This is a genomic window from Rhodococcus sp. no. 34, assembly GCF_054589475.1.
Window position 1 is genome coordinate 55909 of the sequence record NZ_BAAILK010000022.1, and the last position, 22321, is coordinate 78229.

At 61.4% G+C, this 22321-nt stretch carries 16 protein-coding genes, 1 tRNA gene and 1 pseudogene; 6 read left to right on the forward strand and 12 right to left on the reverse strand.

The window, feature by feature from the left end; all coding sequences use genetic code 11:
• Window positions 1-116 precede the first annotated feature (116 nt).
• From ACYP01_RS05815 to gdhA, 4 genes are all read right to left on the reverse strand, one after another.
• A complete protein-coding gene (locus tag ACYP01_RS05815) occupies window positions 117-284 on the reverse strand; it encodes a hypothetical protein (protein WP_003945367.1) in 168 nt (55 codons plus the stop codon).
• Window positions 285-527: 243 nt separating this feature from the next.
• On the reverse strand, window positions 528-671 hold the full coding sequence (locus ACYP01_RS05820) for a hypothetical protein (protein WP_003945326.1): 144 nt from the start codon (window positions 669-671) through the stop codon (window positions 528-530).
• A gap of 363 nt (window positions 672-1034) precedes the next feature.
• Window positions 1035-2294, reverse strand: a complete 1260-nt coding sequence (locus tag ACYP01_RS05825; protein WP_003945374.1) for a PucR family transcriptional regulator — start codon at window positions 2292-2294, stop codon at window positions 1035-1037.
• Between the two features lie 484 nt (window positions 2295-2778).
• Entirely contained in the window at window positions 2779-4122 is a 1344-nt protein-coding gene (gdhA, locus tag ACYP01_RS05830) for an NADP-specific glutamate dehydrogenase (protein WP_003945368.1), read from the reverse strand.
• 268 nt (window positions 4123-4390) lie between these two features.
• Here gdhA and ACYP01_RS05835 point away from each other — a divergent pair, with 268 nt between their 5' ends.
• Window positions 4391-5725 (forward strand): DUF4185 domain-containing protein, encoded by a 1335-nt coding sequence (locus ACYP01_RS05835; protein WP_007733338.1) that lies wholly within the window; start codon window positions 4391-4393, stop codon window positions 5723-5725.
• A gap of 83 nt (window positions 5726-5808) precedes the next feature.
• On the opposite strand, the gene ACYP01_RS05840 is transcribed toward ACYP01_RS05835, so the two are convergent.
• A complete protein-coding gene (locus tag ACYP01_RS05840; protein WP_459678887.1) occupies window positions 5809-7986 on the reverse strand; it encodes a glutamine synthetase III family protein in 2178 nt (725 codons plus the stop codon).
• A 181-nt stretch (window positions 7987-8167) separates the two neighbouring features.
• On the opposite strand from ACYP01_RS05840, the gene ACYP01_RS05845 reads away from it, so the two are divergent.
• Window positions 8168-8479 (forward strand): putative quinol monooxygenase, encoded by a 312-nt coding sequence (locus ACYP01_RS05845; protein ID WP_003945298.1) that lies wholly within the window; start codon window positions 8168-8170, stop codon window positions 8477-8479.
• 211 nt (window positions 8480-8690) lie between these two features.
• On the opposite strand, the gene ACYP01_RS05850 is transcribed toward ACYP01_RS05845, so the two are convergent.
• From ACYP01_RS05850 to ACYP01_RS05875, 6 genes are all read right to left on the reverse strand, one after another.
• Window positions 8691-8843 carry a hypothetical protein gene (locus ACYP01_RS05850; RefSeq protein WP_003945315.1) on the reverse strand — a complete coding sequence of 51 codons (153 nt, stop codon included), beginning with the start codon at window positions 8841-8843 and terminating at the stop codon, window positions 8691-8693.
• On the reverse strand, window positions 8844-9659 hold the full coding sequence (locus ACYP01_RS05855) for a class E sortase (protein WP_459678889.1): 816 nt from the start codon (window positions 9657-9659) through the stop codon (window positions 8844-8846).
• A gap of 66 nt (window positions 9660-9725) precedes the next feature.
• On the reverse strand, window positions 9726-9869 hold the full coding sequence (locus tag ACYP01_RS05860; RefSeq protein ID WP_003945342.1) for a hypothetical protein: 144 nt from the start codon (window positions 9867-9869) through the stop codon (window positions 9726-9728).
• Between the two features lie 127 nt (window positions 9870-9996).
• Window positions 9997-14616: a DUF5979 domain-containing protein gene (locus ACYP01_RS05865; protein ID WP_459678894.1), complete on the reverse strand. Its 4620-nt coding sequence runs from the start codon at window positions 14614-14616 to the stop codon at window positions 9997-9999.
• A 1734-nt stretch (window positions 14617-16350) separates the two neighbouring features.
• Window positions 16351-16509, reverse strand: coding sequence for a hypothetical protein (locus ACYP01_RS05870; protein WP_459678891.1), 159 nt, complete (start codon window positions 16507-16509; stop codon window positions 16351-16353).
• Between the two features lie 118 nt (window positions 16510-16627).
• Window positions 16628-16703 (reverse strand) — tRNA-Arg (locus ACYP01_RS05875).
• Between the two features lie 97 nt (window positions 16704-16800).
• Here ACYP01_RS05875 and ACYP01_RS05880 point away from each other — a divergent pair.
• A complete protein-coding gene (locus tag ACYP01_RS05880) occupies window positions 16801-18936 on the forward strand; it encodes a bifunctional copper resistance protein CopD/cytochrome c oxidase assembly protein (RefSeq protein ID WP_261254283.1) in 2136 nt (711 codons plus the stop codon).
• A 182-nt stretch (window positions 18937-19118) separates the two neighbouring features.
• A complete protein-coding gene (ssb, locus tag ACYP01_RS05885) occupies window positions 19119-19532 on the forward strand; it encodes a single-stranded DNA-binding protein (protein ID WP_459678892.1) in 414 nt (137 codons plus the stop codon).
• A gap of 4 nt (window positions 19533-19536) precedes the next feature.
• On the opposite strand, the gene ACYP01_RS05890 is transcribed toward ssb, so the two are convergent.
• Window positions 19537-19995, reverse strand: a complete 459-nt coding sequence (locus ACYP01_RS05890; protein ID WP_030537583.1) for a MarR family winged helix-turn-helix transcriptional regulator — start codon at window positions 19993-19995, stop codon at window positions 19537-19539.
• A 106-nt stretch (window positions 19996-20101) separates the two neighbouring features.
• Here ACYP01_RS05890 and ACYP01_RS05895 point away from each other — a divergent pair, with 106 nt between their 5' ends.
• The gene (locus tag ACYP01_RS05895) at window positions 20102-21919 is read left to right on the forward strand and encodes an ABC transporter ATP-binding protein (protein WP_459678895.1); all 1818 of its coding nucleotides are present in this window, start codon (window positions 20102-20104) and stop codon (window positions 21917-21919) included.
• A gap of 95 nt (window positions 21920-22014) precedes the next feature.
• Window positions 22015-22321: pseudogene (locus ACYP01_RS05900) on the forward strand (hydroxylase); the annotation flags it as partial.

Sequence of the window (22321 nt, forward strand, 5' to 3'; positions counted from 1 at the left end):
CGTCTCGCCTGAACGACCGCGTTGCCCTCCGTCACAGATGACGGAGGGCAACGCGGGTTTCGTGGACTGCCTCGGCGGCCGAAGACGCGGATCGAACGCCGATCACAAGTGAGGTCCTAAGCAGCGCTGCCGAGGCTCGCCGAGTCGAAGCTGCCGAGCCCGGTGCTACCGAGACCGCTGCTACCGACTCCGCCCAGTGCGAGTGCATTGCTGCTGCCCGCGCTCAGTAGCTGGACGATGATGTTGATGACGATGGGGTCGCCGGTGAGCGGAATTGTAGGCACAGGGGGACCTGCTTTCTGTTTCGAGATGTGGTGAGAAGGTGAGCGGCGACGGGATCGTCGACGTGGTCAGGCGGGCTGTTTCAGCCACTTCCGGTGCTGCCGAGCGACACGATGGAGCCGTTGCCGAAGCCGAGTGCTCGGGAGAGTGAGCCGAAGTCGATGACCAGGCTGCCCAGGGTGTGCTGGTTTATCACGGTGGTTCCTGTCTGTGCCGCGACTGTGTGATGCGAGCGGGTAAGTCGATCAGGGAGCAGGCGTCGTGGGAGTTTCGCCGCCGCCGCCAATCGGAGAGTTGTCGGTGTAGAGGAAACTGCTGCCGGCGTTGAACATCTGTAGGACGGTGTTCAAAACGACGGCCAAAGCGCCTGTGGTTGGTGCGGCGATCATGTGCTTGCTCCTGGTTTCAGCGGTGGCGACGTGGTGGTCACCGTGGTCACCGCCATCACAGTGTCAGGCGGCTTGGAGCGGGCCCTGTGCGAGAGATTCTCTCGCACAGGGCCCGAGATTCGTCCTAGGAGACGCCGCCGCCATCCGTCGAGCCCGTGCCGGTGCTGCCCGCGTTGAAGAGCTGCAGGATGGTGTCGAAGAAGGCACCGAGGAGAGCGTTATCCTGGCCGTTGATCATGTGTTTCCCCTTAATTGTTACTGGTTTGCGCGGTGATTCGCACCACACTTTTATAGCCCGGTTCGGAGCGGAAAAGTGGGGTCCAGGCGCCACACGTGGACAGCTAATAGCGAGGATGTGAGTGTTCACATTTTCGCTGGACGATTGTCCACATCAGTGCTTGCGAAGGTCAGCGAGATCATGGCAGCGCGCAGTTTGAGCAGTTCAGAGGGCAGGGCCGGATCCAATCCGGTCAGGGTTGCGATGCGCTTGATTCGATTGTCGACGGTGTTGGTGTGCAGGCCGAGCGCCGACGCGGTGCGCTGACGATGCTGGCCGTTGGCGAGATGTATGGACAATGTCTGCAGCAGTTCCGGATTGCCGTCGAGTGGCTTGAGAAGATTGATCAAGCTGTCGCGGCCTGCGCCACCCCGAGTGAGTTGATACTCGAGCGCGAGGTCTTCCATTCGGTAGGACCGCGCCGGCAGTCTCAGGCGCCGCACGAGTTGCGCCAATTCGTGAGTGGTTGCTTGGGCGGCGGCGATATCTCGTACCGCGGCGTTCTCGGCGATTGCTGTGATCTCCACCCCGACCGTTGCGCGTGCGCGTTGGATGACCTCGCACACTGTTCCCCAGTCGGGTGTGCCCTCGATCAGGACCAGACCACGTTGCGGTGCAGGAGCTTCGAGCAGCGCCGACCCGAAGTGGGCCGCGATTTTCGATTGAGCGACGGAGAGGTCACGGTAGGCCTGTATGCGCTGGTGGTTGCCGTTGCGTGCTCCCGGGCGGATGGGCGGCAGGTTCACCAGGAGCCGCAGGACGAGATAGCGGGGTGCGAGTTCAACGCCCATCTGCAACGCAAGCTGGGTGGGATCGTCGCCGTCCAGCATGGCTTTCACGAGAGCGCCGGCGGAGTATTCCCCGAGTTGGGAACCGGCAGGAAGAGCCGAAAGATAGCTGATCGAGATGAACGAGTGAAGCCGCTGCGCAAGTGCGAACAAGAACTCGTTGAGATCCCCGAGATTGGCGGAGTCCTCGGCGTCGGCCCGGCTGAGGATGAGGGTGCGAAAAGTGCTGATGCCCTCGTTGGTCAAGTTGAGGATCGCGCTGAGTGGCACGCCTTTCAATGCTTGTTGGACGGTCATCGTGTGAATGCCGTCCAACTCTTGGTCGGTGGGAAGTTTGCGGTGATCCAATAGCTGGATCCCCACTTGGAGCCCCTGCACGATCACCGCAATCAGTTCCCGACGTACTGCCTCCGTTTGGAGGGAAGTCAACGTCGGGTTGGCACGGGACAGGTGATCTACGAGATCGCTTGCCAGTGGGATGACGTCGTTGACCGCTGTGGAGGCGGGCTTGCCTCCCAACATGAGCGGTCCCGGGTTGTTCAGCAGCGCTGGGGACATGGGTGGCCTCCTCTAGACAGGTGCGTCGCCTGGCACAGGCACCCGGAGGCTCGGCGCGTTACGAAGCGGGGTACACGCTGAGGCCTTGTTCGGGGGCATACTCGCCGCTGAAATTTGCGGATCGAATTGCGCCAGGCGTTGTGATTTCTACCACATGAACGATCGTCCAACTGTGAAATGGACAAATGTGAAGATAAGTCCATATGCCCCACGCGCTGCGGACCTAAACAATCGTCCACTTACGGTGTTTTTCGACGTCAGAGCGGAAAACGGTTTCGGAGGACACCACGAGTTCCGTCTGGGATCATTGCCGCGCCTACGGTGCTCGTCGCGGGCGATTTGCTCGGAGCAAGCTCGAGGGCCCTGGGTCCTCGCGGACCCAGGGCCCTCGAGGCCTAGGTATTGATTCGACCAGTCCGATGTACGGGAACCGGTTCAGGGTGAAATCACCCTTTTTGTACTGCTGTCTGTGGTGCGGAAATCTCTAGATGACGCCCAGTGAAATCATGGCGTCGGCCACCTTCACGAAGCCGGCAATGTTCGCGCCGTGCACGTAGTCGCCGGGCTTTCCGTACTCGGCAGCGGTGTTGATGGTGCGCTTGTGGATGCCGCGCATGATTCCGGCGAGACGCTCGTCGGTGTACTCGAAGCTCCAGGAATCACGCGAAGCATTCTGCTGCATTTCGAGAGCGGAGGTTGCAACGCCACCGGCGTTGGCCGCCTTGCCGGGTGCGAAGGCTACGTTCGCGTCACGGAAGAGCTGGATGCCACCGGGGGTGGTGGGCATGTTCGCGCCTTCGGCAACGGCCTGAACGCCGTTGGCGATCAAGGTCTTTGCGGCATCTTCGTCGAGCTCGTTCTGAGTCGCGCAGGGGAGTGCGACGTCGCACGGCACGTCCCAGATGGAACCGTCGGCGATGAACTCGGCATGCGGAACTGCGTCGGCGTACTCGCTGATGCGGCCGCGGCGAACTTCCTTGATCTCCTTGAGGAGGTCGAGATCGATGCCCTTCTTGTCCACGATGTATCCCGAGGAATCCGAGCAGGCGATCGCGACGCCGCCGAGCTGGTGGATCTTCTGGATTGCGTAGATGGCGACATTGCCGGATCCGGAGATCACGACGTTCTTGCCTTCGAGGCCTTCACCCTTTGCCTTGAGCATTTCGGCGACGAAGTACGCGACGCCGTAGCCGGTGGCCTCGGTGCGAACCTGCGATCCGCCCCAGGTGATGCCCTTGCCGGTGAGGACGCCCGACTCGTACGTGTTGGTCAGCCGCTTGTACTGACCGAACAGGTAGCCGATCTCGCGACCGCCGACGCCGATGTCGCCGGCCGGAACGTCGGTGTATTCACCGATGTGACGCTGCAGTTCGGTCATGAAGGACTGACAGAAGCGCATGACCTCTGCGTCGGAGCGGCCCTTGGGATCGAAGTCCGAGCCACCCTTGCCGCCGCCGATGGGCAGGCCGGTCAGTGAGTTCTTGAAGATCTGCTCGAAGCCGAGGAACTTCACGATGCCCAGGTTGACGCTGGGGTGGAAGCGCAGGCCGCCCTTGTAGGGGCCGAGTGCACTGTTGTACTGCACGCGGAAGCCACGGTTGACGTGAACGTTGCCCTGGTCGTCGGTCCACGGCACGCGGAAGATGATCTGGCGTTCCGGCTCGCAGAGCCGCTCGATGAGTCCGGCGTCGGCGTAGCGGGGGTGGCGTTCGAGCACTACGTGAAGAGACTCGAAGACCTCTGCGGCGGCCTGATGGAACTCGGGCTCTCCTGCATTGCGAACCAAAACCTGATCGTAAATCTGCGCTACGCGGTCACGTACGGACACCGCTCACCTACCTCGTTGTGAGAACTCTTTTACATTTCCGTTACATACTAGGCGCCTTTATTGCTGTATCGGACAACTGTCCTGTGAAGGTGAAATCGGACACAGCTGTCACTTGTGTCAGTTGAACGGGCGATTTATAACAATTTGCTCAGCTTTCACTCTCTTAACACATTCCAAATGGTTTGCTTCTGCGGTCGGGGATCACTGTGCCTGTGGTCCGAACGAGTCGAAATGATCAGAGGGGCTGCACGTGCGTAATAAACACTCCATGTCGGCGATGTTGTCGATAGGCGTCGTCACGATTGCCGCGACGATTGCCGCAGCACCGTCTGCGTCGGCGATCGGTGGACCGTGCGGTTCGGGAGGAAGTGGTTCCGCCGGATCGATGACGGGTTCGCTCGGGTCGCTGACCGGATCGCTCGGCAGTGGTTCCGCCGGTACCGGCTCCCTCGCCAACGCGCTGCCTTGGATCACCGGCGCCCCCAACGGTGCTCTGCCGGTGCTGACCGGCCGGACCAAGGCGATCGAAATGGTCACTGGCCCAGGCAGTCCCAACAACACCATCGAGCGGTTCAACGTGTCGGGTACCGACCTCGGAATCATGTGGGACAACGGTCTTTCGGGGCCGGATCACGACGTGCTGATGGCATTCGGCGACACGGTGGGCGACTGCGACACCCCGGGTGACGACTGGCGCAGCAACGTATTGTTCCGCAGCAACGACACCGCCATTGCCGACGGGATGAAGATCGACAGTTCTCCTTTGGACGGCCCCAATCATTCCAAGGAGATCATTCCGGGATTCGGCATTCCGGGTGAGTTCACCACCATCCCGACCGCTGGAATCTCTTACGGTGGTGTGCAGTACATCAGATTCATGTCCGTTCGGTCGTGGGACGAACCTGGAGCCTGGACCACCAACTACTCGGCTCTGGCTTTCTCCACGGACAACGGTGAGAACTGGGAACTCGATCCGGCGACAGTTCGCGCCAATACCGAAGGACTTGGCATTCCGGGGATTCCGGCAGTATCGCCGATCAATTCCAACTTCCAGCAGAGCGCCTTCCTCGACGGTCGGGACGGCTACATTTACGAATACGGAACTCCCTCAGGTCGTTTCGGTAAGGCGATCCTGGCGCGAGTGGCCGGCGCCGACATCAGAAATCTCGGCGCCTACGAATACTGGGACGGCTCCGGTTGGAGTCCGCGAGATACCGATGCCGTTCAGGTCATCAAGGCACCGGTCAGTGAACTCGCAGTGCAGTGGAACGACTACCTGAACAAGTACGTTGCCATGTACACCAGTGCCGAGGGCAACCTGGTGATCCGTCAGGCCGACCAACCGCAAGGCCCGTGGAGTGGTACGCAGACCCTGTTGAGTGGAATCACGTTGCCCGCGTTGTACGGCGGATTCATGCACCCGTGGGCGAGCGGACAGTTCCTCGAATTCGTCGCCACCACGTGGGACCGTTACAACGTCATCTACATGCGGACCGATTTGAACGGACTCCAGATGGCGTCGTCGGATTCGCGCGATCGTCCTGACCCCGCGACCACCGGTGAGGCTCGCGTACTCGAAGTCACGATGCCGGAAGACCGCTAGCCGAGCAAGATTCGACAACTATGGCCTTCAACTCGATCGAGTTGCAGGCCATAGTTCTGTGGGTAGTGATATTCGGGTGATACTCAGAGAATGAAGAGCATTTCCTGATACGTCGGGAGTGGCCAGTGATCGTCGGCGACGATGGTTTCGAGGAAGTCGGCCGCTGCACGTACCTCTGCCATGGCGGGCAGGAGTGCGTCCTGTGCGTGCTTGGCCTGATCGAATGGCGACTCGCCGCCGTCGGTGTCGATTGCTGCGCGCAGGGCCGCGAGCGCTGTGCGCAGAGCCGCAACGGGCGCCGACACTTCTTCGAGCGGTGCTGAATCCGGTTCGAGGCCGGCAGACTTCAGTGCGACGAAGTTCTGCGCAACTTCCGTCTGGTGGCGCACTGCAGCCGGAAGAATCAGCGTCGTACCGATTTCGGCGGCCAGGCGTGCCTCGACGCCGATGCTCAGTGCGTACTGTTCGAGTCCGACCTCGTAGCGGCTGTGCATCTCCCGGTGGTTGAAGACCTTGTACTTCTCGAAGAGTTCCATCGAGGATTCGGTGATCAGTTCAGGAAGGGCGTCCAGCGTCGTGCGAAGGTTCGGCAGGCCGCGAGACTCGGCCTCGATCTGCCAGTTCTCCGAGTAACCGTCGCCGTTGAAGACAACCGCACCGTGGTTGGTGATGATCTCGGTGAGCAGATTCTGGACGGCGGTGTCGAAATCGGCGCCGTCGGCGACCGCGGCCTCAAGTTCGGTGGCCATGTAGTCCAAGGCCTCGGCCATGATCGTGTTGATGGTGACCATCGGGCCGTTGACTGTTTGCAGCGATCCTGGCGCGCGGAACTCGAAACGGTTGCCGGTGAAGGCAAATGGGCTCGTACGGTTGCGATCGCCCGGGTCGGTCGGTAGGACGGGAAGGGTATCGGCGCCGATCATCATGGTGCCCTTGTCCTTCGACGATGTCGCGGCGCCCTTGGCGATCTGCTCGAAGACGTCGGCCAGTTGATCGCCGAGGAAGATCGAAATGATGGCCGGGGGAGCCTCGTTGGCGCCGAGGCGGTGATCGTTGGTTGCCGATGCGACCGACGCGCGCAGGAGGCCCGCGTATTTGTGGACGGCCCGGATGACTGCGGCGCAGAATACGAGGAACTGGGCATTGTCATGCGGATTGTCGCCGGGGACAAGCAAACTGCCGAGTTCGGAGTTGCCCAGCGAGAAGTTGACGTGCTTGCCGGAGCCGTTGACACCGTCGAACGGCTTCTCGTGGAACAGACATTCCATGCCGTGCTTCTTGGCGATTGTCTTGAAAGTGGTCATCAGCAACTGCTGGTGGTCCGCGGCGATGTTGCCTCGCTCGAACATCGGGGCGATTTCGAACTGGCCGGGCGCAACCTCGTTGTGCCGCGTCTTGGCGGGGATACCGAGTTTGAAAAGTTCCCGCTCGGTGTCCATCATGAATCCGAGCACACGTTCCGGGATCGCCCCGAAGTAGTGGTCGTCGAACTCCTGGCCCTTGGGCGGCTTTGCGCCGAAGAGTGTTCGGCCGGCGTTGAGGAGGTCGGGGCGGGCGAGGAAGAAGTGTCGATCGATCAGGAAGTACTCCTGCTCGGGTCCGCAGAACGACACGATGTGCTCGGGATCGGTATGGCCGAACAACTTAAGGATTCGTTCGGCGTGGAAACCCATTGCCTGTTGTGAACGCAGCAGGGGAGTCTTGTGGTCGAGCGCTTCGCCGGTCATCGAAACGAACACGGTCGGGATACACAGTGTGTTGCCGTTGGGGTTTTCGAGAACGTAGGCCGGGCTCGTGACATCCCAGCCGGTGTATCCGCGAGCCTCGAACGTGTTGCGCAGCCCGCCGTTCGGGAAACTCGAAGCGTCGGGTTCACCTTGGATCAAGGTCTTGCCGGCGAACTCCGCCAGTGCACTGCCGTCGCCGACCGGCTCGAGGAAGCTGTCGTGCTTCTCGGCGGTCAACCCGGTAAGCGGATAGAAGACGTGGGCGTAGTGGGTTGCGCCTTTCTCCAACGCCCAGTCCTTCATCGCGGATGCGACCGCGTCGGCGACCATGGGATCGAGCGGTTTGCCTTGCTCGATCGTCGCCATCACCGATTTGTAGACAAGCTTGGGCAGTCGCTTCTGCATGACCACCTTGTTGAAGACGTTGGCTCCGAACACCTCTCCGGGTGTCTCGTCGGTCGTGAAACTGACCACCGGAGGTGTGTAGGCCTCGACGTCCTTGATCGCTTGCAAGCGAACTGCATTTCCACTCATGTGCTTACCCCTCGCCCGGGCCCAGGGCTGCGCTGCTGATTGCGAGCCCGACTTCGGCAAACCCTACGAACCTCCGGTATCGGGGGTGTTTCGTAGATATTGCGCCTGTCCGCAAACTTCGAGTCACAACGGAAATCTCGATCTGTCGGAGGTCTACGGCAGACTTCGAGCGGAGGGGTCAATGCAGGACAGTCGAATCGGAGTCTTTGTGATCAGGGTTTTGGTGCCAACCACAGTGGAGCAGGGCGATCTCGCGGAAGTGCTTCGGTTGTACGACGAACTTGTCACCGAGACCCGAAAAGAGGACGGCTGCATCAATTACGAGTTACTGCAGCGCACCGAAAATCCCTGCGAGCTCGTGTTGGTGGAGGAATGGGAATCTCAGGAGCACCTCGACGCCCACACCCATACCGAGCACTTCGTCAGGTTGGTTGAGGCGCTGGACAAGCTCGAGACGGCAGCGCCGGCGCAGATCTTCACGAAGGTTCTGTAGCGGCGGAGTCAGGTTTCAGTGCTCGCTCAGGCGTCGAACAAACATTCCGGAGGGCCCCGAGCGTCACCTAGGCGACCCGTTCCGACACACGCGGAAACTGGTTTGCATCGACACGCCAGAATCATCGTAGATCCGTCGAGTCCGATGTAGGACAGCACCTTCGGGCCCCAGCCGGGCGTTGTGCAGGTGTCGGCCGACCTGCACGGGCGCTCTATACGGTGACGTCGGAGTAGGGCATATGCTCTGACACCCAAGGAAATACGAATTCCATGAGTAGCAGCACCACCGCGACCACGAGAACGATCGCCAGCAGGGCCTTCACTGGTCGGGGGCCGGGGAGCGCTCCCCAGAGGTATCCGTACATTCATTGCTCCTGGAATGCCGCGGGAATGGTGCCCGAAGTCTTCGAGATTGTTTCGACGAGAACCGCGTGGACGATCAAGCGTTCGCTGTTCGAGTAGAGCGGATGGCACGTGGTCAGTGTCAACATACTTTCCAGCGTGGCGTCGGGCTCGGCCCAAGGGCTTCCGGGCAGCGGGTTGACGACCGCAACATCCCCGGGCACGGTGATGCGCCGCCCGAGGAGATGGACGTAGTCGCCTTCGGAAACACGATCGGCTTGCTCGGGATTCAAGCAGGCTTTCGCCGCAGCGCGACGTTCGGGCGAGGCCTGGTCGAGTGGGAGCAACCGGTACGTCATCCATTGGAACTCGGTCTCCACGACGACGGCATCGCAAGCATCGAGTCGATCCAGGTGTTGGAAGACTGCGCCGGAACCATTGCGGTGCCCGGCGAGCGCGAAGTTTCCGGCTTCGCCGGGCATCTGCGAGTCCGGGTAGTGGCCGGGGCCGGCCCGCAGGTCCTCGTTGCGTGTGCCCTCGACGATTGCGTACGCGGCGCCGAGTGTGGGGAAATGCACGCGCGCGAATCCCTCGCCGAGCACAGGGATCAGCGGGGACACCGGCTGATCATCGATCGCTCCTGAGGCTTCGGGGACTTCGGCCCAGGATTCCTCCAGACTGTTGTTGAGCTCGTCCTGCAGCCGCCCCGAGACGATATTGGTCCAGAACGCCTCATAGATGACGAACAGCAGGATGACGACCCCGGCCGTGAGGAGCAGTTCGCCGATTACCTGGCCTGCGCCCGGCCGACGACGCCCTGAAACTTCGGTATCGCTCACGGACCGGGGTCTCCTCTTCACAGATCTACCGAGATAGCTGATGTGTCGAATTGGTGCCGTATCGAACTAGCTGCCCGCGTTGATCGTGGCGCTTCCGGTACCGCCGAGGAGATCGTAAAGGAGTACGGACAGGCGACCGAGGCCGTCGATCGCGGCAGAACCAGTGGTCTCGATGCCTTCGATGACGATCGGGAACGGGAGGAATGACATGGTGTTTCTCCTTCGAGGGGTGGGCCACGGGGGCGGCCGCGAGATAAATACGTCGTGACGGTGAAACAGGGCGGGTGCGACCAGGTGTATGTCGCACCCGCTCTGTTTCGGTATTCCTGGTTGGGAGTTACTCCTGGCCGGGTGCACGCTTGCGGTTACGCAGGGTGAGCCATGCGCCACCGCCGATCAGTGCCAGCGCCAGACCGGCGAGCCAGATGACGTTCGCGCCGGTTACCGGCAGGGACGAGGACTGGTCCGGTTTGGCCTGAGCAGGATTTCCCGGAGCAGGTGTGCCCGGAGCACCGTTGTGTCCACCACCGTTGTTGCCGGGAGTGTTGTTGCCGGGAGTCGACACGTCAGTGCCTGGTCCTCCGGGTACTTCAGAGCCCGGCCATGTCGGGATTTCCCACGGCGGCAGCGGGATCGGGATCGGGATGATGATCAGCCCATTGCTGCTGGTTTTGTTCTCGAGTCCCAGGACCACCGACTTGTTTGCTTCGCCGGTGAGCTTGACGGAAGTTGCGGTCGGTTCGCCGTCGATCTTCGAGACATCCGCCTTGCCTTCCTTGACGCCCCAGATCACTTCACCCCACTTGACGTTGGTGACGTCGGTGTGAGCACCGGTTTCTGTGAAAGTGATGTCGGTGTTCAGCGGGAACTGGACCCGGCCGTCAATGACGGCTGCGTCGCACTGGGCGGTCGGAGTGACCGAAGCGCCCGGCTTGACATCGAGAACACAAGACCGCGCCTCATTGTCGATGTCCGTCCACGTAGCCGTGACCTGGAAGATCGTGGATCCGTCCTTGGCTACCTGGCTGCCCTTGGGGCCGGTCACGATCTTGTCGATATCCACCTCGGTGGTCGGGATCGGGCGGTTGTGGATCTCCACCACAGCCTTCTCACCCGCCACCGCCTTGACGGTGTCGCGGTAATCGGCGTCACCGGCATCCGCGGAGACGTAGTAGTACGGCCGCGCCCAGTCGATACCGGCCAGTGGCTTGGGGTCGACCTCGGAGAAGGTGATCACGGTGTTCCGCGGCACAACCTCGTCGGACGTCCAGCTCCAGTCGTTTGCGGCATCGAGGGTGATGGTCTGGCCCACTGCCGGGAAATCAGTTCCAGCGGGGAGTGCCGGATCGATCCCGTCGATACGGACCTCGAACGTCGCGCTGTCAGGCAGGTCGGCCTCGGGTGCGCGGACGGGGTTGCCGTCAGCGTCGAGGATGAACTTCGTGAATTCGACCGATCCGAATTTCCACAGCGCCTCGTTCGACAGCGTGATCAGTCGACCGTCGGTCGGGTCGTCGGAGACTATGCCCGTCGCGGTGCCGTCGAGGTTCGAATGCAGCCACGATTCGCCTTCCGGGCTGGTGCCCCAGGAGATCGTGCCCCACTCGACTCCGTCGACATCGGGACGGCCGGTCTCGGTGAAGGTCACCTCGGTGCCGACAGGGAGGTCGACGCCGAGCGGTGTGGTCTGTCCCTGCTTGACGCTCAGCACCTGGGTGCGGTACTCCACACCGTCGCGCCAACGCGCCTCGACCGTGAACTCCACGTCGTCGCCGACGGCCTCGGCGGCCTCACCGCCGACCTGCTTTGCGATGCGCAGAGTGCCGTCGTTGACGTCGACGAAGTTCGACACCTCGATCTTGCGCAGATCCTTGCCGATGGTCACCACGGCTGCGTTGTCCGGACTGATCCTGACATTCCCGGAGTATGCGGGCACGCCATAGGCGAGACCGTCACCGTTTGCCGGAACCAGCTCTGTCAGTGTGACTTCGGTGCCGCCCGGCAGGTTCTCGCCGAACGGAACCGGGGTGCCGTCGGACGGAAGAGACAGCGTCTTGCTCTGCGGGTTGTCGTCCGTATCGAGCCAGGTGGCAATCACGTCGAAGCTGGCCGGTACGGCCGTGTCGGACGCCTTCGTGCCCGTGAGCTTTTTGCTCACTTCGAAGGTGCCTTGCGTGACCTTGGCCTCGTTGGTGACGGAGACCGTGTTCGCCGACGCGTCGGTGCCGATGGTGAGCGTTTTCGGGCTGATCACCGGCAGCGACCACGTCACGAGGTCGGTGTTCGTCGGTTGGACCTCGGTGAAGGTGACTTTCGCTCCGATGGGCAATTTGCTCAGGTCGTAGTGCTGACCGTCCTTCAGGGTGAATTGACGCAGCTCGTTGCCGGCGGCGTCGTCACCGAAGGCGATCTCTGCGTTGACGACGAAAGCCTCGAGCCCCGTGCGCGCTCCGTCACCGATGACGGACTTGGTGATCCTCGCCGATCCCAGGCTCGCTTTGTTGAGCAGTGTGACACCGACATTGCTCTTCGGCGTGATGGTCACCAGCGCCTCGGTGCGGTCCCCGTTGAGCGTCACGCCCTCTGACGGGCGGAACGTTCCTCGCTCGAAGTACACGCCGTCAACGGTGGGGAGGTTGATCTCGGACAGACGGATCTGCCAGCCGGTTCCGCGGGGGTTGATCCCACTGACCGGTGTCCCGTCAGCCTTCACCTTGATCTCGTAGGAGCTCACCGGGGCGTCGGTCGCTGGATCTTGCCCGGGGGCGAACTCCTCGACTTTCACAGTGAACTCGGTGTCTTCCGGGAATTTCTCGGAGAAGGGAGCGATCTCCTTCAGAAGCGAGAACGAGCCCCGCGACACACCTTGGCCGGTACCGCCGCCGCCCCATTCCTGCTTGACACTCTGCGTCGACTGAGTCTTGCCGTTGTAGAAGACCGAGTTCCCGTAAACCGTGCCGCGCTGATCCAGCCCACCGCTGCTGGTGCAGAGGGTGTATTCGACGTAATAGCGTGTCTCACGGGTGTAGTCGCCCGCGTCCTTCGGGAGGGTGATGGCAATCCCGTTGTCGCCGCTGCGTGTGACCGTGGTGCCCGCGGTGATGTCCGTCCCGCCCTCTTTTGCAAGGAAGTCGCGCGCGGTGACCTTGAAATTGAGGTCCTTCTTCAGATCGCCGCTGACATCACACACCGCCAAGCTGTCGGAGAACGTGTCGGTGATGACCGCAGGTGCGTCGAGGCCCTCGAGGGTGTGCCCGGAGACCTGCACCTTCCAGTCGATGGTCGTGCCGGCAGGCTGCTTCTCGCCCGCGACGTCCTTCGGTTCGGTGTTGAGCGTGCCGGTCTTGCCGCCCTCGAACTTGGGCCCCGTCACCGAAGCGTCTTTGGAGATGCCGTTGACGACCGCCGTATTGGTGAACACATCAGAGGAGTCCGGCACCTCCTTCTCGATCACACAGGACCGGAACTTCACGTAGTAGTACTGCGTCGAGTCTTGCTTGATCTTTTCCTTCGGCGTGATGGTCATGCTGAAGGATTGGGCACTCGCCGTAGCATCGGAAGCGTCGATGTCGAACTCGGAGGTGACGTTGACGTGGTTGGTTGTTTCACCGTTCAGCCCGGGTAGACGGTTCGCGCGCCAGACCGTCGGGACGAGGCCGCCCTCGCAGACCTCGTGATTGGCGCCGAGAGTCTCCTTGATGATGACTTTCTGGTCGGGGAGGCTAGCGATGAAAGTGCCCGGAAGCGTTATGCTCCAGTCGATCTCGCTGTACCGGGTGCCCCCGGCCCAACCGCCGGACTTCGACGGCCCGGTCTGTGGCGACCAATCCTGGCCGACGCCTGCCGCGCCTACGGTGTTCCCGCCGATGGTCACGGAGTTGTCGTAGACGGTGCCCGTGTTGTCCACTTCGCCGCTGGTTGTGCACGAGGTGTACTCGATGCGGTAGAGCTTGTTTCTTTCGAAGGGGCCGCCGTTGTCGAGCGCGATGCTGACTGGATCACCAGCGGCACTCTGGGTGACGGTGACGCCGCCTGCGACCGGCTCGAGATCGTTCGGGCGACCGGACAACAGCTTCGCGTCGATCAGGCTGCCCGTACACAGCTTCATGTTCTCTGAGAGCGCGTCGCTCAGGGTCACCGAACCGGTGCCGCCCGCGTCCAGTGCGGCCAGATCGGCACCGGGAATGTCGATCGTCCAACGCACAGACTGCTTGTTGCCCTGGAGTTGGCCGGACTTCTTGGCCTCGCTGATCACGCTGCCGTCGCTGATGCCGCCACCGCCGGGTAGCTCGTGCGTCACGTCGAAACTGCCGTTGATCGTGAAATCAACTTTCTCTTCGGTGGTGTACGCGACAGCCTTGGTGTAGACGAAGAAATCGCCCTTCACCTCGTCCGGGCGATCCGCCACGGCATCGGAGAGAACACACGTCATCAGATTGGTGGAAGCAACCAGATCGCATGTGCCCCAAACCGTCCCGTCGTCGCCCTCGAGCGCGATCGTCGGGTTGGACTGGAGCTTCAACTCGTCAGGGAATCCGATGGTGAACTGGTCGCCCGGTTGCGGGCTCGCGCTTGACGCGTCCCAGGTGCCCTTCACCGTGACGGAGTCCCCGACCGTGATCTGCTGGTCGTTCTTTCCCTCGACCTGGACGTCGGTGATTTTCACATCGATGCCGGGATTGACTCCGCGTGCGGCCAGTCGCTGCGCCGCCACAGAAGTCGTAGACGGGGGCGCCGTGGTTGTGATCGGCGGTTTCGCAGAAGTGGGTGACTCCGACGTGGAAGTAGGCGGCGCCGTCGTTTTCAGTGGCGCCTCCGCCGTAGTCGCGGGCGGCTTCGTTGTGTTCGGAACTGTGGTGGTCGGACCTGTGGTGGTCGAGGTCCCGATGTCATCTGCCGAGGCAACTTGGACGAATGAGAACGACGATATGACCAGCGCCAGGACCGCAACGATCATCCCCAAAGCTGCCCACCGAGACACCACCCCCTCCCCGGCACGGCGTGGGAAGACACGGTTACGCATGACGAACACCTTTCGTTCAGAACACATGATTTGGGCCCCGTTTCCGGGGCCGTCGAATAGCGAAACGGGACCTTTGAGCAGCTCTGGAGCCTGGATGCGAGCGTTGGTGATTCTCAGGCGTCCTATTGCGGAGCCGAACAGTTGGTAATCGGATCTGGTTGGCGCCAGCGCAGACCGACGGCCGGCTCTGGGTAGGCCAGGAAATTCCAAGAAAGATCGACCGCCGGTATTACCTAACGCGACGACCTACGAGGTACTAAAGGCTGCGGCCGAGGATCTTTCCTGCGCGATTCATTGCAGTTCGGGCATGAGCACCATCCCGGATAGCAATAGCAACAGCGCGATGGCTCCGAGGGGGAGTCTTCGTGCTGCGTGCTTCGCTGCCGTGACGGTTTTCATGAAATTCCTTTCTTTGGCACAACGTAAAGAAATGTGCGCGGGGCCGTTCGCGAGAAGATGCAAATTCCGCGCAAACAACGCAGAAGGCGCAAACCGGGCGATGCGCAATCAGGAATCTAACACGAGCAAATCGCATAGCTGGACACGCCATGGACGTGCGTCCATGCAAGAAAAACTGCGCTTACCTGGCTATATCTATCTTCCGTTGATTTATTTCGAGTTAACTGGCTGGTTCATCACAATTCGATCTCGACCATCAGTTATATACCTGCCTTGGCCCCTGTCGACAATCGGTGAGCGGCCGAGCCGAGTCGGCGCTGCTGTACCGAATGGGCCTTTATGCAGTTCACCGCCCCTTATTTGCTGTCGGAACGACAAGGCGTGGAGCGAATTATCTGTGCGCACACGCTCGGCATAAATGCAAATCATGTTTCTGCGTATAGGAGGAGGGTGAATTTGGGGGTGAATTCAGTCGCTGGTCATCGAAACCCCTGTTCTGAAAGGATTCAGAGATAGGGGTCACATTAGATTCGTTTTTCTTAGCAGCTTGGATTCCGGCCTGAGTTAACCGTCGATAATGCTTCTGGGGCCGACATGGCCATTCTAGACAAAGGTTCGCCCAGCTTTTCGTAGAAAGCCTTCGGTACGGTTACGTCAGTCCAGCTGATCACGCGTCGCAGCGACTATTGGCGACGCTCTTGTGCGCACGGATGAGGCACTGCCTGGGATGTGTGTGGATCTCGGAAAATGCCACGTCGGAGGCTTCTTCGAAGATCTCGAGACCTCGCAAGTTCAGGTCGTTCTCGCGCGCCTCGGCACGATGAACTGGCTTACTTTTCAAGCGCTTTCGATGCCCGGAGTCAAATGGTGACGGTGGTTGCGTAGTTGCCGACGGTGGATGCGACCGGCTCGATCGGTGCGCAGTCGCCACATCCGAGCAACCGCACCGAGTAGCTGCGAGGTCCCAGAGCCGGCGCCTCTCACGGCTCCCTGGAAACTTCGCGAAATTAGAACTTCGAATCGAGTTCTCGCTCAACCATTCTGACGCAGCTTGTGTCATTGGTGCTACGCCCACGGCCGCTAGCAAGGTCCGACTACTCCGGCTGCTGTTATACGCCCTGGGATCCGGAGCCCAGAGATTCTGTGACACTGTGCGGCGGCTCTGCTGAGCGTGTTGCATGCGACTCGGCTGGCATTGGTGGATTCTTGGCTACCGGCTCGTTGTCGTAGAACTTCGTGAGACGACCTTGTCGCAGTCGCAGGGAAGGGCTACAACGATTGGTCGGGTCCGGTCAACGACGCGGGACCGGTCGTCGGTTGGTGTGCGCCGGTGAACCGCTCGACGACGGATACAAGGACGATCGCGAGTGCCAGGATTCCAACGGTCCGGGCGATTGACTTCAGGGTCTTCGGAAGTGCCTTCTTCATGCGTGGCAGATTACTGCGGACGGCACGTAATTTGTGGGCTAGGTTTCGGTCCGTATCGGACTGCTCTGCCCAGTGGCCGCTCGTCCACGCAGTGTGACTATCCGTGAATCAAATCTTGTGGTGCCCCCGGCAGGATTCGAACCTGCGACCAAGAGATTAGAAGGCTCTTGCTCTATCCCCTGAGCTACGGAGGCGCGTGGAACATCATACTCGAGGGTTCGGGATGTGACGCGCGCCGCCCAACTCCGACGCGTTGTCGTAGTCGGTTCGCGAAGGTCCTACCCTTGAGGTATGGCTACACCCGACCTCGCGCCGACAGATTCCCCACCGGAGTCCACACAGCACAGCGGTGCACCCGCTTCTTCGACCGCGATATTCGTGGTCAGTGGACTCATCGCAGGGCTCACCGCAGCCATCGTGGTGGGATTCTCCGCGTCGCAGGCACTGACTCTTCTGGGCATCCCGGATCCAGGTCCGATCACCACGTACGGCCTCCCCGCGATGCGTGCACTGGGGGAGATCGCCGCGGTCATCGCGATCGGGTCACTGCTGCTGGCCGCGTTCTTCGTGCCGCCGCAGAAGTCGGGCGTCCTCGACGTCGACGGCTATCGGGCAGTCCGAACTGCATCGCACGCCGCGATCGTGTGGGCGATCTGTTCGTTCATGATGGTGCCTCTGACGCTCTCCGACACATCGGGTCAGCCGTTTGCCGAAGCGATCAAACCGGCGAACCTGTGGTCGGGACTCGATCAGGTCGAGATCGCCGGCGCTTGGCGTTGGACGGCGATCATCGCGGTTGTTCTGGCGATCCTGGCCCGACTGACACTGCGCTGGTGGTGGACTCCGCTCCTGCTGCTGGTCGGTCTCCTCGGACTGATGCCGCTTGCTCTCACCGGTCACTCGTCTTCGGGCGGCTCGCATGACATCGCTACCAATAGTCTGATCCTGCACCTCGTGGCGGCTTCGCTCTGGGCCGGCGGGTTGTTCGCGCTACTGGCACACGCGCGCCGCGGCGGCGATTACACCGACGTAGCAGCCCGACGCTTTTCGACGGTCGCATCCATCTGCTTCGTCGTCATGGGATTCAGCGGCGTCATCAACGCGATTGTCCGTCTGCCTCTCGACGACGTTTTCACCACGACGTATGGACGATTGATCGTCGCGAAAACAGTTGCACTGATCATCCTCGGGTTCTTCGGTTGGGCTCAGCGGAGTCGGGCGCTACCGGCGCTGGCGGAGAATCCGAAGAGTCGCTCTGCCCTGATTCGATTTGCCGGCGCTGAAGGCATCGTGATGGCGGCAACCATCGGCCTCGCGATCGGCCTCGGTCGTACCCCGCCGCCCCCTCCGCTGTCGATTCCCTCGATTCCCGAGGTCGAACTCGGTTACAACCTTCCGGACCCGCCGTCGTTCATGGCCTTCGTGACGGACTGGCGATTCGACCTCATGTTCGGCACCGCCGCCGTTGCTGCGGCGATTCTGTACGGCATCGGCCTTCGCAAGCTGGCCAAGCGTGGGGATTCCTGGCCTGTCGGCCGAACCATCGCCTGGATGAGCGGTTGTGCGGTGCTCCTGATCGCCACGTCGTCGGGCGTCGGCAAATACGCACCGGCAGTCTTCAGCGTTCACATGGGTGCGCACATGGCGCTGTCGATGTTGGGCCCAGTCCTGCTGGTTCTGGGTGCGCCGATCACTTTGGCTCTGCGGGCCCTGGATCCGGCAGGCAAGGACGGCGTGCCCGGCATTCGCGAGTGGATTCTGACCGCGCTGCACAGCCCGTTCTCGCGATTCATCACCCACCCGATCGTGGCGGCAGTTCTCTTTGTCGGCGGCTTCTACGCGCTCTACCTCGGCGGAATCTACGGCGCTACCGTCGACTCGCACAGTGCTCACCTGCTGATGAATCTGCACTTCATCCTCAGTGGCTATCTCTTCTATTGGGTGGCGATCGGAATCGACCCGTCACCGCGCCAATTGCAGCCGGTGACCAAGCTGGCAATGGTCTTCGGCTCACTTCCGTTCCACGCCTTCTTCGGCGTGGCATTGATGAGCACTACCGCCGTCATGGGCGGCGCGTACTTCCGTTCGCTCGGCCTCGGCTGGAACAACGATCTGATCGGCGATCAGCAGCTGGGCGGCAGCATCGCGTGGGCGACCGGCGAGATCCCACTCATGGTGGTCATGCTCGCGCTGCTGGTTCAGTGGTCGCGCAGTGACGGAAGGACCGCGCGCCGAACGGACCGTGCGGCCGAGCGTGACCACGACGCCGACCTCGCTGCTCACAACGCCATGTTCGCCGAATTGGCCAGGCGGGACCGCGAAGGGTGGAAACCCCGTGAGGCTGCTGACGCGGAGACTACAAGCGAGGACTCTGCGGACGAGACACCCAGCGAGAAGAAATCCGACGAATCCTCCACTAGCACCTAGCTCCGACACTGCCCGGGCCATTCGGTCCGGGCAGTGCTGTTTCTCCACAGCTGTCCCACCGATGCACAGGTGGAAATCGAGGATCCCGAGCCATGCGTTTGTCGGCCCACAATCGAAACTGCCGACGCAGTGATCGGCCCCGCGGCAGTTGGCGGGTTCTGGAGTTCGAAGGGGGATCGGACATGTACGAAACGCATGCAACGGTTGTCGGAACCGTCATCACCAATCCGGTGAAGCGGCAGACCACCAATGGCGAAGAGGTGCTGAGCTTTCGGATGGCGAGCAACACGCGTCGCAAAGACGCGGTGACCGGAGAGTGGACGGACGGAGCGACCCTCTATCTCACGGTGAGTTGCTGGCGGCGGTTGGTCACCGGCGTCGGCGCATCCATCATGAAGGGTGATCCGGTCATGGTGGCGGGGGAGTTGCGCACCAACGAGTACACGACCAAAGAGGGTGTGCCTCGTTCCGATCTCGAGCTACGGGCGACTGCGGTAGGCGCGGACCTTGCTCGTTGCATCTCGAAGATCGAGCGTCAGAGCAAGTCGACGTCGGCGGAGAATGTCGAGGACGCAGTCGACACCGTCGCTGCGTGAGGACTCACACCGAAGGTTTCGGGCAGTCGCGGGGCCGAGAGTCGTGCCCCGCGTCCACTCGCTCGAGAAGTTCGGTGAGAATTGCTCGCTCCGATTCGTCGAGGTCGTCGAACACATCCGAGGATTCGCGTCGTTGAGCTTTCGCGACGTCGGCAGCGAGGGTAGCGCCGGCGTCGGTGAGCTCGAGTAATACAGCTCGCCGATCGTTCGGATCGGGAGTGCGGCGCACCCATCCGGCCTCTTCGAGGGAATCCACGACGTCGGTCGCCGACCGCGGAACGATGCGCAATCGCTCGGCAAGAAACCCGAGTCGAACCGGCTCGCCCACTCGGGTCAGTACTCGCAGCGCTCGGCTTTGCGACGGCGAGAGGCCGAATGGTTCCAGCGCTGCCACTTGGCGTCGGCGGATGAGCCGTGCCACGGACATCACGACGTCGGTGAGTTCGCGCTCTCGGGAATGCATGGCGTCAGTCTAGCGTTGTTGGTGTCAGCCTCATAGTGAGGTAACCTCATCAATATGAAACTAGGGTGAGAAAGCCTCCAGGAGGTAGAACGTGAAACCAGATCACATGCGAAACATCGAACGATCCGCTGTCGAGATCACTCCGGCGGAATCCGTACCGGCAAAGCGCGTACTCGGACTGTTCGCGCCGTATCGAACTCAGATCGCCATCGTCACCGCGGTCATCACACTCAGCGCGATCGTGGCGTTGGGCAGTCCGCTGCTCCTACGCGAAATGCTCGACAAGGCGATCCCGGACAAGAACCTCGGACTCGTCAGCGTTCTGGCCATCGGCATGATCGCCATTGCCGTGATCACGAGCTGTCTCGGCGTGGCGCAGACTTGGATGTCCAACAGCATCGGCCAGAAACTGATGCACCAACTGCGCGTGCGGGTCTACTCGCATCTGCAGAATCAGTCGCTCGGATTCTTCGCTCGAACCCGAACCGGAGAAGTTCAGTCGCGTATTGCCAACGACATCGGCGGTATGCAGTCGGTGGTCACCAACACGGCAACATCCATCGCGCAGAATGCAACGACCGTGGCAGCCACCATTGTTGCTCTGTTCCTTCTGGATTGGCGGCTTGCCATCTTCTCGCTGGCGATCTTGCCGGTGTTCATCCGTATCGCACGCAAGATCGGTGACGAGCGCCGCAAGATCTCTGGTAAGCGGCAGAAGCTACTCAGTGATCTGTCGGTCCAGGTGGAGGAATCTCTCTCCGTCAGTGGCATTCTCCTCGGCAAGACGACCGGCGCGAAGTCGGCTCTGACGGATCGATTCACCGAGCGTTCAGCGGAAGTCGCAGACGTCGAACTCCGAGCCATGATGGCTGGCAAGTGGCGCATGGCGACCATGTCGATCACCTTCGCAGCCATGCCTGCACTGGTCTACTGGTTTGCCGGTTTCACTCTCGATCACGGCAACACCATCACCGTCGGCACCCTCGTCGCATTCACCACGCTGCAAACACAATTGTTCCGCCCCACCATGATGCTGCTCAACACGGGCGTCGAGGTGCAGAGCTCGATGGCACTGTTCAGTCGCGTGTTCGAGTACCTGGATCTGCCGATCGACATCGCGGATCCGGAAGAGTCGAAGAGCTTCGACCGCACCAAGATGTCCGGCGAACTTCGGTTCGACCACGTCGACTTCTCGTATCCAGGAACCGACAGCAAGACCCTCGACAACATCGACCTCACGGTCCCGGCCGGCGGAACCTTGGCGCTTGTCGGCTCCACGGGTTCGGGCAAGACCACTCTCGGATACTTGGCCGCACGTCTGTACGACCCGACTGCGGGATCGGTGAGAATCGACGACGTCGATCTGCGGGACCTCGATCTGGCGACGGTCTCCGACCTGGTAGGTGTGGTGTCGCAGGAGACGTATCTCTTCCACACGACGATTCGTGAGAACCTTCGGTTCGCGAAACCCGACGCCACGGACGCCGAGATCGAGCAGGCAGCGCGCATCGCGCAGATCCACGAATTCATTTCCGGTCTCGAAGACGGGTACGACACCATGGTCGGCGAGCGCGGCTACCGATTCTCCGGCGGTGAGAAACAGCGCATAGCGATCGCGCGCACAGTCCTGCGGAATCCGCCGATCCTCGTCCTCGACGAGGCGACGAGCGCCTTGGACAATCGCACTGAACGTGCGTTGCAGGACGCGCTCGACGAGCTGATGGTCGGACGCACCACTCTTGTTGTAGCGCACCGACTCTCCACGGTTCGAGATGCGGATCTCATCGCGGTCCTCGACCAGGGCGTGGTTGTGGAAAAGGGCACCCACGACGAACTTGTGCAACAAGGTGGGCGATACGCACAGTTGCTTGCGGCCTCGGGTAGCGACGCCGTCGAACTCCCGTCGGAACTGCAGACCGTGTGAGTGTAAGAAATGTCGGCCATTTCACTTCCGCAAGTTTCTAGAACGTGTTCTACTTTAATGGTCGTTGATCGACTATCAGTGGAGGCGGAAAGATCATGGGTCAGGTTCTGGACAACATCTCACAGTTCGCCGACGAGATCCGCGCTGACGGGGTCGAGGGCGACAAGCTGATGCGCTTGACGGACGGCAGCGCGAAGCGCTTGCGCGACTCCGGCGTCATCCGGATGCTGCAGCCGAAGGAGTTCGGTGGCCTCGAGGCGCATCCGCGTGAATTCGCCGAGACGGCAATGGCTATCGGTGCGATGGATGGTGCCACGGGCTGGGTCAGCGGCATCGTCGGTGTGCATCCGTGGGAGCTTGCGTTCTTCGACCGCAAGGCTCAGGAAGAGGTGTGGGGAACCG

What these genes read in the sequence shown, in the direction of transcription:
- ACYP01_RS05860 (WP_003945342.1), bottom strand. Translation starts at nt 9,869, where the DNA reads ATGTCATTCCTCCCGTTCCCGATCGTCATCGAAGGCATCGAGACCACT.
- ACYP01_RS05895 (WP_459678895.1), top strand. Translation starts at nt 20,102, where the DNA reads ATGCGAAACATCGAACGATCCGCTGTCGAGATCACTCCGGCGGAATCC.
- ACYP01_RS05840 (WP_459678887.1), bottom strand. Translation starts at nt 7,986, where the DNA reads ATGAGTGGAAATGCAGTTCGCTTGCAAGCGATCAAGGACGTCGAGGCC.
- ACYP01_RS05845 (WP_003945298.1), top strand. Translation starts at nt 8,168, where the DNA reads ATGCAGGACAGTCGAATCGGAGTCTTTGTGATCAGGGTTTTGGTGCCA.
- ssb (WP_459678892.1), top strand. Translation starts at nt 19,119, where the DNA reads ATGTACGAAACGCATGCAACGGTTGTCGGAACCGTCATCACCAATCCG.
- ACYP01_RS05880 (WP_261254283.1), top strand. Translation starts at nt 16,801, where the DNA reads ATGGCTACACCCGACCTCGCGCCGACAGATTCCCCACCGGAGTCCACA.
- ACYP01_RS05835 (WP_007733338.1), top strand. Translation starts at nt 4,391, where the DNA reads ATGTCGGCGATGTTGTCGATAGGCGTCGTCACGATTGCCGCGACGATT.
- ACYP01_RS05870 (WP_459678891.1), bottom strand. Translation starts at nt 16,509, where the DNA reads ATGAAGAAGGCACTTCCGAAGACCCTGAAGTCAATCGCCCGGACCGTT.
- ACYP01_RS05890 (WP_030537583.1), bottom strand. Translation starts at nt 19,995, where the DNA reads ATGCATTCCCGAGAGCGCGAACTCACCGACGTCGTGATGTCCGTGGCA.
- ACYP01_RS05865 (WP_459678894.1), bottom strand. Translation starts at nt 14,616, where the DNA reads ATGATCGTTGCGGTCCTGGCGCTGGTCATATCGTCGTTCTCATTCGTC.
- ACYP01_RS05825 (WP_003945374.1), bottom strand. Translation starts at nt 2,294, where the DNA reads ATGTCCCCAGCGCTGCTGAACAACCCGGGACCGCTCATGTTGGGAGGC.
- ACYP01_RS05850 (WP_003945315.1), bottom strand. Translation starts at nt 8,843, where the DNA reads ATGTACGGATACCTCTGGGGAGCGCTCCCCGGCCCCCGACCAGTGAAG.
- ACYP01_RS05820 (WP_003945326.1), bottom strand. Translation starts at nt 671, where the DNA reads ATGATCGCCGCACCAACCACAGGCGCTTTGGCCGTCGTTTTGAACACC.